This is a genomic window from Nostoc sp. 'Peltigera membranacea cyanobiont' 232, from assembly GCF_002245985.1.
GTDB lineage: Bacteria > Cyanobacteriota > Cyanobacteriia > Cyanobacteriales > Nostocaceae > Nostoc.
On the sequence record NZ_NOLK01000091.1, the window covers coordinates 15,046 to 30,966 of the forward strand.

Consider the following 15,921-nt stretch of genomic DNA (forward strand, 5'->3'; position numbering starts at 1 on the left):
TTAGTAATATTAAGTAGAAATACAACCTGTACCAAAAACGAGATTTCTGTAAATTGTTGCGACTATAAAAAAGGTAAATTTTCCTTTCAGGAATAGTTTTGAAATAGGAAGTATCTACCTTTATGGAAAAAAACATATCTGCGAATCTAAATTTCGCCGATTCATTATCAGATTTTCAAGAGGATGTTACAAAACTTTTAGATTTTAAAAATATCGAGGAATGGTCTGGAAGAATAGTTAAAGAAACAGAAGAAAAAATCAGACAGGCTGCGTTAGTTTTAGCGGGTCAATGTATTGCCATATTATTGCATAAGCTTTCTCAATCAGAGTCAGCTCATAAAACAGCAATTAATCAAACTAAAGGTTGGTGGCATACCGACACGCGAAGACATGGTTATACGAAGAGGGAAATATTAACAGTAGGTAATGTTGTAGTAAGCCTCAAATTACCATACGTTGTTCAAAAAAAAGAAAAAAAAGCGAAGAATAAATCTACTCATGTTGGGTTCTGTCCCTTGTTAAAATGGTTAGGAATGTCAGAGGGACTAACTCCATTAGTTTGGTCAGATATTGCAAAATATGGTGCCATAGCTAGTTCTTTTGAAGCTGCACATACAATCCTGGACGATTGGGGAATTAATATTAGTGTTAAACGAATTGAACGATTGACATATAAATTTGGTCAAATCGGCATTGATTTACGTCAAACTAAAATATCTAACTTGCAACAAGGGAAATTACCTGATGGGAATATACTTAAAGACCAGAGGGTTGTAATTGCTGTAGATGGTGGTAGGAGTAAAATTAGGATTAATAAAAAAGGTAGAAAAAATCCCAAAACAAACAAGCATGGCTTTATAGGGGAATGGGTTGAGCCAAAATTAGTAACAATTTATGTGGTTGATGAACAGGGAAAAAAAGTCAAAAGTAACGAGATCCAGATTGTAAATGATGGCACTTATGAAGACTATAAAGGCTTTTTACCAATTTTAGAAATGCATCTGATTAGTTTAGGAATTAGTCAAGCAAAACAAGTTTGATTAATTGCTGACGGTGCTGAATGGATTTGGAAACATATTCCACCTCTTTTAAAAAAATTGAAATCTCCCGATGCGACTTATCAATTATTTGATTTTTACCATGTTACTGAGCGACTACAGAAATTTGCTGATGTAGCGTTTAGTGATGATAAGGAGCGGAATAATTGGTTTAAAAAAGCACGGAGAAATTTAAAAAAAGTAATGCTATGACCATAATTAGGCAGATGGATGAATTTATCTTTGAAGCCACGGGAGAGCGTTGTAAAACTATGGTTATACAGAGAAATTACCTTTTACGTGCCTATCGTGAAAGGCGTTTAAATTACGCTAAGATACTAGACCAAAAACTACCAATAGGTAGTGGGGCAATTGAGAGTTTAATCCGTCAAGTTGTCAACTTAAGAATCAAGGGTAATAGTAAATTTTGGTTGAAAGAAAATGCAGAAATTATCTTACATCTGCGTTGTCAATGGGTAGCTGGAAGTTGGGATAATTTTTGTACTTTTATCTTTAATTCCTTTATTAAACCTCAAACTGCTTGATAAATTTTATACTTTAATCCTGTCTTTAATTTCTTCTTGAGATAATTAATACTCAGTATAAAAGACTGATTGCAGATATTTTTAAACATAATTGTCAAATGACTTGCTAGCAATCTTTGTGAGATATCTCATCAAGATTAATTCTCATGTAAATCAGTATTTTATTTGCAAATAAAATCACCTTGTACCTAAATATAATTTTTAGCGATCGCTTGTTTTTGACCAGACCTCACAAAATCGCATTGCTCCCTCATCAAGTTAACTACATTGCAGGGTAATACTTTAGACAAGGGGATCTGGGTATTAAACGGCAAGCCCAAACTCTTCTCGATTGTACAGATTCACTACTCCTCCTAATTCACCAGCACCCCATCAACACAAGCAATTCCCCACTGCGAAAACTTAACCAGCAATTTCTTGATTATTATCATCAGCGCCGGATTGTCATTCCAGCACGAGAGCAAGAAGTCAAACCCCGGATTCTCCCCCGAATTCGCCGCAACTTTAAGCGTAAAACTCCCGAATATAATTTAGAGAATATAAGTGAATAAGCCAAATTTATTTGGCATTATTTATGCTAGACCTGATCTTATAATTCTTGGATTTGATTCAGCACAGATGCTAAACTTGAGCGCACTGGTAGGACTTGTGGGATTATTCGTCATCGCTATTCACGCTTGGTCAAGATTACCGGATACTATACCTGTCCACTTTGGATTTGATGGACAAGCTAATGGTTGGGGGAGCAAAAAAGTTCTGTGGTTGTTACCAATTATCGGTTTAGCAATTTATGGACTTTTAACATTTATTAGTCGTTATCCCAATACATTTAATTATCCAGTTGTAATTACTGAAGAAAACGCTTTAAGGCAGTATCAAATTGCTTGTTCAATGCTGAATTGGTTAAAAAGCGAGATGGTTTGGATATTTTTTTACATTGAATGGCAAATATTCCATCTAGCGACTACAGAAAATCCCAATTTAGGGATATGGTTTATACCCGTAACATCAATAATTATATTTGCGACAATTGGATATTGGTTGAGTCAATCTTTTCTGGCACGTTAACGCCATACAAAATAGTCCCGAATGCCATTATTAATTAGTGCATTACAAGAACAGTGGAATCCTATTGCATGGCGTGATGAGTAGATTGAACTACCCTGAGTTAGAGTCACCCAGGCAAAGGTGATGGAATGGCGCAGCTTCCAAGTGGGGGTATGATGTACGTAATCGTCTAATCGTCTCGTTGCTGAGTTTCCAAGTCCATTGCTTTCAGTTCCAATCCAATGGCATTTGAAGGACAATTATGAGTAACCCTCTTTCCCAACCCGAAGATCCAGACTTCCATTCATCTATTCAGGAGAATCTAAAACAGCTTTCTGCTCAGTTAGGATCTCCTTTGTCCGAATTATCAGTCATGGAAATATACCAGAATGCGTGCGATCTACTGAGCCACGTTTCTCCATCACCTCTTACTCTTACCCGTGTTGCAGGAACATTACTGGTCTACCGAGTCACGGACACAGAACCGGAAGAATTTGAGTGGTTCACCACCCAAGTGAAACAATGTCTGGACGAAGAAGAAGTTGAGGAGTTGATTGAATCCATACATCGCACGGATGCTTTGTAATCGCTGAAAAAGCAGCAGTCTCGCGCATATCAGATACTGTCGCATCATCTCTTGCAATTCCACTGCCTCACCTGGGGGCGTGTACACTGTTTCCCCAGACAGCGCAATCACAATCCTTTGCCGCCTCGCCCACTCAAAGGGAGCGAACACCTACGGTGGGCCCTTGCGCCATCACAGTAGACTTGGCCTATTGTGCCTCCGGCTTCCTCCCTTCATTGCAAGCTGTCACAAACACGGCTTCCGTTGACTTGACTCCCTTGCAAGTGTGTAACGCTTCTTTGAGATAGGCGATCGCACAGTTTTAGGATGAGCCAGTGGCAAAGATAACCTTATTTCTTTAGTTCGGTTCCACTCTCAAATAAAATTGTATAGCCACAAACTTAGTATCTCTCTTAGTTGGATCTACGTTTTCTACTACCTCAGTTTTACCTACAGCAATCAAACTTTGATCAAAAATTTTGTTTGTTGCTGCGTCAAGTTGTTTTTGTGTTGCACCGGTTTGACTCAAATCAATTGATGAAACTTGAGCAGTCTTAGGTTTATTTAGAACCAGATTATCTATGGAAAAGCAAGGAGTTGTGATGCAACGAATGCCATTGTCTTTTAGTGCCACAAAAGTCCCTTTTGCTGGGGTGTTTGTCGCGGCATAGAAGGCTTCTTTTACTCTCAAATTCCCAAACTCACCAAAGAGAGGAAATGTGACTGGAATGATGTTACCTCTGAGAATCACACGGCTACCATCATCATTTTGAATTTTTATTAGTTCGTCAAGCGAGACTTTCAGGGAACTCCAATCAATTGCAGACACATAACATTCAGAGCGAAAAACACCATCTAAGCAAGGAGTAGCTTTCAAGTTGACTTGCTTTATAAAATATCCACCGCATATTGGAGAAGCACATTTGCGAAAATCTCTTCGCACCATGTAATATCCCCACTGTGGAAACTCTTGGTTTTTGACACTGGCGGCAACAGAATCAGTAGTCTCTGGAGCAGAAATATTTTGCGCCGATACTTTGGAGAAAAATCCGTTAGTAACTATTATTGCACCTAATAGAGGAATAATTGAGGCTTTGTAGCTCAATGATTGTTTGTTCATGGTAGTTTTCGATTTTATTTGAGGGTTAAATACCTTTGTTAAGAGCAGAGTTGACAGCATTTATGGCAAAAACTGCCAAAATTACCTATACACAAGCTCGTAGTTGACAAGGTAGATTGGAATACCATAACTTTTACACTACTGACAATAGGTTAAAAAACCTTGCGGGAAACCTTAAAGGAATTTTAAGAACTCATTGTTTTAGACAAACTTTGTCCCAGAATCACCGGACTGTAGGTCTAATCTCTGCATTTAGCTAAACCTGCGATGGCGCGAGCGCCCGCCGGAGGCGATCACACAAGAACAACAAAAGCCGACTCAATATTCTGCTTGTAGGCGATCACAGGAAGCACAAGCGCACTAGGTCAGAAATCTTGTGTTACAGTCCGTAAAAGCTGATACTGAAGCTGTATGTAACATAAACCCTCGCTTTTACAAGCCTAGCCATGCCCCAAGACTTCTCCGGTCAAAATCTCAGAGGTCGTTCATTCAAAGGTCAAGACCTTGCAGGGGCAAACTTTAGCTATGCAAATATTAGAGGGGCTGACTTTAGTGAGGCTAATTTAAGAGGTGCAAACTTCAGTCACGCTAAAGCTGGATTACAACCCTATCAGCAAAAAAAATTACTATTAATTGTATTTGTACTTTCAGCAGTATCAGGAATTATTTCAGGGATTATTGGTTCTTCGATAATAAGAATTAAATATTGGAGTATTCAATCTTTTATCGCTGATTTAATCTCTTTAATTATACTTATATTATTTTTCAATATAACTATTAATCAAGGTTTTGTACTAGGATTGGGAGTAGTTGCTGCTACTTTCATTGGAGGTTTCTTATTGTTAGGGTTAGGAACCGCTTCTTTCCCGATTGGAATATTAACTTCAACCACTTCCATACTTAATCAAGCAGCTAATATTGCCAACAGCGTTATTATAGTTGTTTCATTTCTTATTGCTGAAATTGTTATTTTGATTGTAACTATAGCTTTTACGTCTGCTATTGACAAAAAGAAAATTAATAATTTATTAGTTAATGGTACTGCTATCGTAACAGCAATTTTTGTTGCTGTTAACGCAACATTGGAAACGGAAGCTACGACCAGCATCTTTTCAGCAATCGCTGCCATTATATTTGCTACAACTGCTGTGTTATTTAGCAAGTATATTAATCGATGTGCTTTAGCTGGAGATGAAAAAAATCTGTGGATTATTTCATTCGCAACTGCTTTTGCTACTACAGGAAGTACAAGTTTTCGTAGTGCTAATTTAACAGATGCTAACTTTACCAAAGCCACACTAAAAAATACTGATATTAGAGATGCAATTTTAAACTGCACTGAGTGGTATGGATCAAAATGTCTTGACGCAGCTCGTCCTGGTAAAACTTACCTGAAAAATATACAGCTACGGAAATTATTAGTTACAAGAGATGGGCAGAATCTCAACTTTGATGGGCAAAACTTACAAAAAATAAATTTACAAGGAGCTAACCTCAAATATTCTAGTTTTATTGGTGCTAACTTAAGTGGCACTAATTTACAAGATGCTAATTTATTCCAAGCTAGATTAGTACAGACCCAATTAGATAGAACTGACTTTACGGGTGCTTGCCTTACAGGAGCTTTTATTGAAGATTGGAATATTACCAGTGATACCAAATTTGATAATTTGAAGTGTGAATATGTTTATATGCAGCTTCCTACAGCCGAGAAGCCAAATTATCTCCGAAAACCAGATAATATACAAGAGGTTTTTGAAGATGGAGATTTTGGTAATTTTATAAAACCACTTGTTGATACGTTAGACCTTTATCATAATCGTGGAGTTGATCCCCGTGCTATTGCAATTTCATTTAAACAGCTAGCAGAAAATCATCCAGATGCCAAATTAGAAATTGTCGCAATGGAGAAGCGGGGTGAAGATAAATTCTTACTTCGTGCTAAAACTTCACCAGAAGCTAATAAATCAGACTTGAGTGCAGAATATTTTTATAATTACAATCAATTTAAAGGTTTAAATGAACGAGAAATTAAATTGTTACTATCAGAAAAAGAGAGCCAAATCCGCAGATTGGAAAATATGGTGATGACAGCACTAGAACGTCCTAGCTTTTACGCCGAAAATTATAATAATCAAGGAGATACTATAATGTCAGAAGGTTCTAAAAAACAGTCCAACTTTGACCTCAAAGGCGCTCAATTTGCAGGTGGTCTAGTCAATGCTGATACCGTAAACGCACAACAAATCGGCGGTAACATTACCAACTACTCCACTGAACAAAAGCAGAACCTCGCCCAAGCCGCAGCAGAGATTCAGCAGCTTCTCAACCAATTAAGCCAGACAAACCCCACGACTACCACATCGGAGAAGATGAGCGTTGTGGCTAAGGCAGTCGAAGAGATTGAGCGTAACCCCACACTGAAAGCAAGAGTAATTGGTGCGTTGAAGGCTGGGGGAACAGAAGCATTGAAGGAATTAATCGATAATCCTTTGATTAATATACTGCTGGCATCAATCGACGGGTGGCAGGATGCGGAGTAGTTTGTTTGCAACAGGTGAGCAGAGAGGTTAGCTGGTGATGGCGAATGAGGAGCATCTAGCGATACTAAAACAGGGAGTGCAGGTTTGGAATGAGTGGCGAGACAAAAATCTTTCTATACAACCGAACTTTGTAAAAGCTAAGTTCCCTAGTGCTGACTTTAGATTAGCTAACTTTAATAATGCTAACTTTAAAGGTGCTGATTTAAGTGGTGCAAAAATTAGTCGAGCTACTTTCAGAAAAGCTGACCTTAGTAGAGTTGATTTTGGTTGGGCAGATTTGAGCCGCTCTGACTTAAGCGAGGCTAAACTCATTGGAACAGATTTAAGTCAAGCTGATTTGATTGCTGCTAACTTCACTAAAGCTAATTTATGGCAAGTTAACCTGACCGAAACTGATTTGAGTGTATCTAAGCTTATTGGAGCTAATCTTAGTAATGCTATCTTAATAGAAACTAAAGCACTAGCAACCAATTTTAACACAGCAAACTTAACAGGAGCTTGCATAGAAGACTGGCATATAAACAGTGATACAAACTTCACTGACGTAATTTGTGACTACATCTACCTCCGCCAAAACCAGCAAGAACGCCGTCCCAGCAGTGGCAACTTTGCCCCTGGCGAGTTCACTAAGTACAGCCCACCACAAAAAGGGTATGGAATTCAATCATCCGTAGGTTGGGTAGAACGAAGTGAAACCCAACATCAAGCATCGATATTTCCGACCCCCTTTTGCGGTGACGTGTACTAAGTTATTCCAAAAATCCTTAGAAACACTTGACCTAATCTTCCGCAACGGCATTGACTGGGATGCTTTCGCTTACTCGTTCAAAAAAATAGAAGTCGAAAACCAAGGGGCACAATTAAATGTCCAAAGTATTGAGAAGAAAGGCGACGGCATTCTCGTAGTCAGAGTTGCTGTCTCTCCTGATGCAAACAAAACGAAAATCCACAGCGACTTTATGCAGGGCTATGAATTTGCGACTAAAGTATTGGAAGCACAGTACCAAACAAGGCTTGAGGATAAGGATACCTTAATTTCTAAACAGGAAGCACAAATTAACCGCCTATTTGACATAGTGGAACAGCAAGGTTCAGTACAAAAAGCACTGGTAGAAAATCCACGGAAAGTTTCTAACTACAATATTCAAAATCCACAGTTTGCAGGTGGCATGGTGGACACTAACACTGTCAACGTAGACCAGATAGGTGGTAACATTCAGAACAACGACGCTTAAGAACGCTCAAGTCAAACCCATGCCGGATTCAGAAGACCCAAAGCAAGTCTCCAGTAATGACTTACGCAATTCACAGTTTGGCGGTGGTTTGATTAATGCTGAGACAGTGAATGCTGGACGAGTTGGCGGAGATATTTGGAATATCTTCTTGGGACAGCCAACAGTAACACCAGTAGGCAATCCTGCTAGACCAAAGAATGAGCGTTTACTACTAGCCACAGTCAAACAAGAAGTTACAGCGCGGTTAAGCCAGTCTCTACATAATACTCTACTGATTAATTTAAGAAAGGAGTTACAACCGCAACAAGTAAAGCGACCTTGGGATACAGAAATAAAAATTGGTTTAAAGCCTGCTGAAATTCTCTCAGATAGCACAACAATTTTAGATATTTTTGATTCTCAAGAAATAGCAGGTAAACTTTTAATCCTGGGTAATCCAGGTTCTGGAAAGACAACGACACAATTAGAACTAGCACAAGCTTTAATTCAACGAGCAGAAGAACAGCCTGATTATCCTGTTCCAGTTTTATTTAATTTATCCTCTTGGAAAGATAACCGCCAAACTTTAACTGATTGGTTACTGACTGAACTTAAATTGAAATACGGTGTCTCAAGCCAACTTGGTAAACAGTGGGTAGAAAACCATCAGCTATTACTCTTTCTAGATGCTCTCGATGAACTAAAACCACAGCGCCAAGAAATCTGTGTTCAAAGAATTAATCAGCTTTTACTAAGCCAAGAGCGTCCATCTTATATGGTTATATGTAGTAGAGGTGAAGAATACAACAATTACTCTACTCAGGTTCAACTCAATGGTGCTGTTTGTTTACAGCCTTTTAATAATAACCAAATTTATAATTACCTTTTTAATATTAAGCGAATAGACTTATGGGCAATTATTAGCAACGAGTCCGATTTACTAGAGCTAGTTAAAACACCTTTATTATTAAGTATTACTGTATTAGCTATGGAAGATATATCTCTTGAAAAATGGCAGTATCTTTTAAATACGGAAGCACGCTTAGAATATTTACTGAATACTTATGTATCAAGAATGTTAGAGCGTCAAGTTAAAATTAAAACATACGCAAAGTTGAGCTTTCCGAAAAAAGAACAAACTATATTTTGGCTCCATTGGCTAGCTCAACAACTTAAAAAAGATTCAAAACCTGAGTTATTGATTGAAGAAATACAGCCATATTGGTTAGTTAGCAAAAATAGTAAAAAGTTATACAAATTTATATTTGGATTAATATTTGGATTGATTGCTGGATTAATTGGAATTCCATTATTTGGACTGATTGGAGGAGTAATTGGGATTCCACTTTGGGGAGTCACAAGAGTACTAATATTGGAAATATTTTTTAATTCTATTTATGTACGTAATTTGCAAGAAATTACACTTATAGAAAATATCGCTTGGTTTAATTTCAATTATGAATTGCTAGATTTGATTTTATTTTTTGGGCTAGTTTTTGGGCTAGTTGGAGCATTGACTGGAGGAATGCTTGCAGGATTAATTTTAGGAGTAGTTGGAGGACTAGGGGGAAAGCTCATTGGGCTAATTACAGGACTAATTACAGGGCTGATTATTGGGTTGATTATTGGGGTAATTGGAGGATTGGTTTTTGGGTTGGTTTTAGGATTAGTTTTGGGGTTGTTTTTTGGACTAGTTTTTGGTCTTGCTGGAGAGCAGTCTGGTTCGTTTATAGAAACAAAATTAATTCCTAATCAAGGCATTTGGAAATCTAGTGTCAATGCTGTTTTATTAACCCTATTATTTGGGGTAATTGGATGGCTAATTTTTGGACTGCATAGAGGGGTAATGTTTGGGGTAATTACAGGACTATTCTGTGGTGAAGCCTGTATCCAACACTTCTCTTTACGTCTTGTTCTGTACTTCAACGGCTACATCCCCTGGAACTACACCCGTTTCCTCAATTACTGTACCGAGCGTATGTTACTCCAGCGTGTTGGCGGCCGCTACCGCTTCATCCACAAACTGCTGCAAGACCACTTCGCACAAATGGATTTCAAGCGAGATTAAGAAAAAATTTGCATCTATTGTCCTAAAAAACAATGGTGATATTATTTACAACAATGTCGCTTAAACCTGCTCAAGCTTAACCCATGCCGGACTCAGAAGACCCAAAGCAAGTCTCCAAGAACGACTTACACAATTCCCAGTTTGGTGGCGGGTTGATTAATGCTGAGTCTGTGAATGCAGGGCGCATAGGCGGCGACATCTACAATATTCACTTTGGGCAGCAGGCTGTGGCATCAGGTAATTCAGTCCAATCGCAGAGTCAACGGCAGCGATCGCTCTCTGAAAAAGCTTACACCCTTCAAAGCCAGAAAGTTGCAAATCTACGAACAGCGTTGGTTATTGAAACTGATGTATCCCGCAAGTTCCAATACGAACAACAGCTTCAGGTAGAGGAGCGCACCCTGAAGGAACTTGGTGACAAGTTGGATGCAATTGAACGACAGTTGCAAGCTAGTGATGATTCTGGGTTAGCGGCAAACACAACAATATATATAGAACGACCACCAATTGAGGATAAATGCTATAAAGCAATTGTGCAACCAGGGGCATTGATTCGTCTCAAAGCCCCGCAGAGAATGGGTAAAACATTACTGCTGGAGAAAACCCTAGACTATGCAAGACACCAGGGTTATCAAACCGCAAAATTAGATTTACAACTGGCTGATATTGATGTTCTGGCTAACTTAAAAACATTTCTACAATGGTTGTGTATTGATGTTGCTGACAGCCTGGAGCGAGAACCCCAACTAGATAAACACTGGCAAGAAGTTTTTGGGCTGAATAAAAACTGTACTCGTTATTTTCAAAAATATTTATTATCGGTTACAGATACTCCCTTAGTTTTAGCCATAGATAACTTTGAGCGACTGTTTGAATATCCAGAGATTTTCCCCCAATTCTGCTTGTTACTGCGGGGATGGTATGAAGCAGCGAAACAAGGAGACAAGATTGGTAATATTTGGAAAAAACTGCGGTTAGTAGTAGTTCATTCAACTGAATCTTATCCTTCATTGGACAGTAATCACTCCCCGTTTAATGTGGGATTGGCGATTGACTTACCCGAATTTAACTTGCAACAAGTAACAGAACTCGCCAAGCAGAATGAGTTAAGCCTGGGAGAACAGGACTTAAGCGGGTTGATGGAGTTGCTAGGGGGACATCCTTATTTGATACAATCTGCGATTGCCCATCTGAAAAACCAGCAAGTGACCTTAGAAGAATTGTTAAGACTTGCACCAACAGAGCAAGGAATCTTCAGTGACCACTTGCGGCAACAACTGTGGCATTTACAACATAATCCCCAGCTTGAGATAGGGTATAAAAAAGTAGTAATGACGAATGCACCTATGAGGCTAGATACTGAAGTTACCTTTAAGTTGCATAGCTTGGGATTAATAAAACTTGTTAGTAATGATTGCGTTCCTAGTTGTGATTTGTATCGTCAGTACTTCTCAACTCGTTTGGAGCAGGTAAATCTTGGTTGACCAATACATATTCTCTGGAAGTCTACCTGAAAATGCCAGCACCTACGTCATACGAGAAGCTGATACACAGTTATATGAAGGGCTGAAAGCGGGGAAGTTTTGTTACGTATTAAATTCGCGCCAAAGTGGAAAGTCCAGCTTGCGTGTGCGAACCATGCAGCGATTAAGAGATGATGGCGTACAGTGTGCAGCCGTTGACCTTTCTGCTGGAGGTATCCAGAATGTCCCTCCCGAACAATGGTATGCAGACTTAATTGACACGCTCATTGACAGTTTTGGATTAGATTTAGACTTTGGTGATTGGTGGGAGGCAAATCAGTTAAATTCATTGGTTACAAGATTTCGCAAGTTTATAGAAGAAGTATTACTTGTTGAAGTTCAAGAGAATATTGTTATTTTTATTGATGAAATTGATAGCGTACTCAGTCTGAATTTTCCTACAGATGACTTTTTTGCACTGATTCGTGCCTGTTATAACAAGCGAGTTGATAATCCTGAATATAAGCGTCTTACTTTCTGTTTACTTGGAGTGGCATCACCAAGTAATTTGATTGAAGATAAACAGCGTACCCCGTTTAATATTGGTCAGGCTATTTCTCTCAAAGGCTTTCAACTGCATGAGGCTGAACCATTAGAGAAGGGTTTGCAGGGAAAGTTTAATAATCCTCAAACAATAATACAAGAAATATTGCAGTGGACGAGGGGGCAACCATTTCTGACTCAAAAGTTGTGTCAGTTCATGTTTGAAGAATCTGAGCAAGATAACCCCCGTTCAGTAGAGCAAGTTGTGAGATCGCGGATTATCGAAAACTGGGAATCACAGGATGAGCCTGAGCATCTACGGACAATTCAAGCTAGGATTTTGCGAGATGAACAACGGGCTGGATATTTGCTGGAGTTGTATCAGCAAATTCGATTGGGAGAGGAGGAATCCGAGATTACAGCAGATGATACTTTAGAACAAAGCGAGTTACAACTTTCGGGATTAGTTATTAGACAGCAGAATAATTTAAGAGTTTATAATCCCATATATAAAGAAGTTTTTGACTCCTATTGGATTAAAATTCAATTAAAAAATCTGCGTCCCTACTCCGAAAATTTTAAGTTTTGGGTAGCTTCTGGGGGAACTGATCGATCTCGACTATTGCGGGGAAAAGCGTTACAGGATGCACTGGAGTGGTCGAGATATAAGAGTTTAAGTTATCAGGATACGCAGTTTTTAGCAGCGAGTCAAGCGAAGGAACGAGAAGAGGAAATAGCTGCATTAGAACAAGAAGCTGGATTGGAACGAGAAAGACAGGACAGAGAGGCAGCAGAAAAAAGGAATGAGGTATTAGCTGAAGCTAATAAAAAAGCTCAACGTCGGATTCGTATTGGCTCTGTTGTTTTAGTGCTGACCTTACTAGGAGCGGCAAGTTCTATAATTTGGGCAGGTAAGAATATCCAAGAAATACGAGAAACTACCAAACAGATTTCAACCTTATCTAAGCTAAGTGAAGAACTTGATAGAAAGAATAAACTAACTGAAGCAAGTCAGGCTAGGGAACAAATAGGTTTAGTCTATGAAATTAAAGACTATGAAATTAAACGAGCAATGCTGTTAGCTTATATTTCACAAGCATATCAGCAACTTGAAAAGTGGAATGAAGCAGGAAATGTAATTACAGAAAGTCTAAATATTTTAGAAAATAATGCAAATAGTACTTCTAATGAAGGATTACAAAGTCAAATTTTGGCAAATCTAATTCAAAAGGATTTACTAATACATAAAAAGGAAAAAAGCAAGGTTATAGAATCTTATAAAAAAATATTTAACATTCTTCAAAAATACCCAGAAAAAACAAGCCCTTTTCAAAAAAGTAAACAATTTATCACACCCAAAGATATTGAATTTGTTCATCAAAGCTTAATAGAGCTACTCTCGAAAAATAATACAGAAGAAAAATTAAGAAAACGAGTTGAAAAATCCCTTATCCAACATTTATATGCTCATATTGAATATTCTTTGAAGGTAAAAAAATGGCAAGAAGCTGATCAACAAACATGGGAACTTATTCTCAATATTGCTAAAATACAAAAAGGCGAAAAAGGCGATTTAAAAATCGACTCTACTAATAATTTTATAAATAACTTTTTCTGTTCAGACCTGCAAAACATAGACCACCTTTGGGTTAACAATTCTGACAAACGTTTTGGCTTTAGTGTGCAAAAGAAAATATGGATTAGCACCGGAAATCGGCTGGGTATAAAATCAGAAGACTTAACTAGCAAAGATTATGAAAATTATTTTCGCTTTGCTATGGCAGTTGGATGGTATGATGACAACCAAAAAACTGATAACCCTTCGTTGGGGAGCCTACCGTCAGCAATGGCGTTACCTGTACTATTGGTTAACCGTTTTGAGAGAGGGTATAATGGGTTGAAGTTTAGAGAGGAAAGTCCTCTTTGGTGGTCCTCTTTCTTCGCGCTGCGACTTGTAAAGTGTAACGTTTAAGGCTTTCAGAAGTTTGTAAATATCTATTACAGCCTATTTTTCCACGAAGTAATCAGCATTTCATACACAAATCCGATACCTGGCACTGGGGGTTGATAGCAGTTTGCCTGAATAAATTTTTCTGCTACTTTATGCACCTCCGTGGATTCTGTTACTTTTTGCTTGTTCCAAGGTAGGCTCATCTATCCCGATGAAGATTTCTTCGACTTACCGCCTTTCATTACCGATGGCAAAAAGCTGCTACCCCAATGATTTCGTTTTTCTGGCTTTGCCTGTGGTCGATATTTTTTACAAAACCCCCGATATTTGGCAGCGCATTCTTCTAAAGTTTGCCCCAGTTGCGAAAATGCTGGATGCCATTGGATGATACCATAATTGCTTAAATTTTACAAACTCCTTGCATCACGAAGCGGTTAAGTTATTCAATTTCAGGTGGACAAAGTTTTGCGATCGCTACTCCTCCCCACATCAACACTTCCCACGCTAAATGCTAAATTTTATCTAGCCAACCAGCAGGAGTTTTCTTTTTCTTATGTGGTTATGGTCTGCCGATTCAGTAGAATAAGAATTATTTGATTTGTACGCTCCAGCCCTGCGTAGGCGTAGCCCGTCGTAGACATCGCTTGTTTTTTGTCCAACCTTAAAAAATCGCGTTGCTCCTACCCAGCCTATATCTTGTAGTACAAAAATTTTATAAGAAAACAATTCGGGTATCGGGTCTGGAGTACGCATCAAAAAACGGATTTTCTTGACTTCATACTATCTGATCCCAGTAAAAAAGGATTGTAAAGAAAAAATGTTTGCAGCAGCTTGACATGGTGTAATCTTTTAAGAAAGTAAAAAAGTTGACAGCCCATAAGCGCTCTTCTAAATGAATCTTTTAGCTCTTGAGCCACTATCAGCAAAAACCTCCGGTAGCCCCCAAATTTGCATTGCTGTACTTGATGGACTAATTGATTTAAAACATCCCTGTTTCCTGGGAGCAGACTTGACCCTGCTACCAACGCTAGTTACTGGAGAGGCAAATCCTAATGGCGGGATGTCTCTGCATGGCACTCATGTTGCCAGTATCATTTTTGGTCAGTCGGGTACTCCTGTCAGGGGAATTGCCCCTCAATGTAAAGGATTGATCGTTCCGGTGTTCGCACATGAAGGACGACAGTTGTCTCAACTCGATTTAGCCCGTGCGATCGAGCAAGCTGTAAATGCTGGAGCGCATATTATTAACATTAGCGGTGGACAACTCACTGATGAAGGCGAAGCAGAAGGGTGGCTTAAACGCTCGGTTCAGCTTTGTCAGAAAAATAATGTGCTGATTGTAGCGGCAGCAGGCAACGATGGCTGTGCTTGTTTACACGTTCCGGCAGCAATGCCTGCCGTGTTAGCCGTTGGGGCGATGGACGAGCAAGGTAAGCCCATCGACTTCAGTAACTGGGGCGAGAGTTACCAAACTCAAGGCATTTTGGCACCAGGCGAAAATATTCTGGGGGCAAAACCCGGAGGCGGAACAACACGGTTGAGTGGGACAAGTTTTGCCACACCGATCGCAACAGGAGTGGCAGCACTACTGTTAAGTTTGCAAATTCAGCGGGGAGAAACCCCCGATCCACAAAAAGTGAGAGCGGCAATTTTGAACAGCGCTTTGCCTTGTACAATTGCCGATAGCTCCGATCAAAGTCGATGTTTGGTTGGCAAAATCAATATCCCTGGTTCACTTGAATACTTGTTTGGAGGAACTGTGTCAAATGCTTTGGAAACGGTCACAGCTTCAGGTTGTGGCTGTGGGCAGGGGTCAGGGGAGCAG

General features: G+C 39.1%; 11 protein-coding genes and 1 pseudogene. 11 read left to right on the top strand and 1 reads right to left on the bottom strand.

The annotated features are described in order from the left end of the window. The first annotated feature begins 122 nt into the window (after positions 1-122). From CDG79_RS25360 to CDG79_RS25370, 3 genes and pseudogenes are all read left to right on the top strand, one after another. A pseudogene (locus tag CDG79_RS25360) lies at positions 123-1,582 on the top strand (ISLre2-like element ISCst1 family transposase). Between the two features lie 543 nt (positions 1,583-2,125). After that, positions 2,126-2,650 (top strand): DUF1648 domain-containing protein, encoded by a 525-nt coding sequence (locus tag CDG79_RS25365; protein ID WP_094344602.1) that lies wholly within the window; start codon positions 2,126-2,128, stop codon positions 2,648-2,650. A 241-nt stretch (positions 2,651-2,891) separates the two neighbouring features. Next, positions 2,892-3,215 (top strand): hypothetical protein, encoded by a 324-nt coding sequence (locus CDG79_RS25370; protein WP_094344603.1) that lies wholly within the window; start codon positions 2,892-2,894, stop codon positions 3,213-3,215. Between the two features lie 337 nt (positions 3,216-3,552). Here CDG79_RS25370 and CDG79_RS25375 read toward each other — a convergent pair whose 3' ends face one another. Next, positions 3,553-4,314 (bottom strand): DUF6748 domain-containing protein, encoded by a 762-nt coding sequence (locus CDG79_RS25375; RefSeq protein ID WP_094344604.1) that lies wholly within the window; start codon positions 4,312-4,314, stop codon positions 3,553-3,555. Positions 4,315-4,760: 446 nt separating this feature from the next. On the opposite strand from CDG79_RS25375, the gene CDG79_RS25380 reads away from it, so the two are divergent. From CDG79_RS25380 to CDG79_RS25420, 8 genes are all read left to right on the top strand, one after another. Further along, on the top strand, positions 4,761-6,857 hold the full coding sequence (locus CDG79_RS25380) for a pentapeptide repeat-containing protein (protein WP_094344605.1): 2,097 nt from the start codon (positions 4,761-4,763) through the stop codon (positions 6,855-6,857). Between the two features lie 37 nt (positions 6,858-6,894). Next, on the top strand, positions 6,895-7,605 hold the full coding sequence (locus CDG79_RS25385; protein WP_094344606.1) for a pentapeptide repeat-containing protein: 711 nt from the start codon (positions 6,895-6,897) through the stop codon (positions 7,603-7,605). Next, positions 7,592-8,092, top strand: coding sequence for a hypothetical protein (locus CDG79_RS25390; protein WP_223278313.1), 501 nt, complete (start codon positions 7,592-7,594; stop codon positions 8,090-8,092). The genes CDG79_RS25385 and CDG79_RS25390 overlap by 14 nt, the downstream gene beginning before the upstream one ends. Before the next feature lie 19 nt (positions 8,093-8,111). Beyond that, complete coding sequence (locus tag CDG79_RS25395; RefSeq protein ID WP_094344607.1) at positions 8,112-10,139, top strand: NACHT domain-containing protein; 2,028 nt, start codon at positions 8,112-8,114, stop codon at positions 10,137-10,139. 83 nt (positions 10,140-10,222) lie between these two features. Continuing rightward, positions 10,223-11,623 carry an AAA-like domain-containing protein gene (locus CDG79_RS25400; protein WP_223278314.1) on the top strand — a complete coding sequence of 467 codons (1,401 nt, stop codon included), beginning with the start codon at positions 10,223-10,225 and terminating at the stop codon, positions 11,621-11,623. Then, the gene (locus tag CDG79_RS25405) at positions 11,616-14,117 is read left to right on the top strand and encodes an AAA-like domain-containing protein (RefSeq protein ID WP_223278315.1); all 2,502 of its coding nucleotides are present in this window, start codon (positions 11,616-11,618) and stop codon (positions 14,115-14,117) included. Before CDG79_RS25400 ends, CDG79_RS25405 begins: the two co-directional genes overlap by 8 nt. A gap of 190 nt (positions 14,118-14,307) precedes the next feature. After that, positions 14,308-14,484: a hypothetical protein gene (locus CDG79_RS42755; RefSeq protein WP_189525127.1), complete on the top strand. Its 177-nt coding sequence runs from the start codon at positions 14,308-14,310 to the stop codon at positions 14,482-14,484. Between the two features lie 504 nt (positions 14,485-14,988). Then, a partial coding sequence (locus CDG79_RS25420) for a S8 family serine peptidase (protein WP_145982903.1) occupies positions 14,989-15,921 on the top strand: 933 nt, incomplete at its 3' end.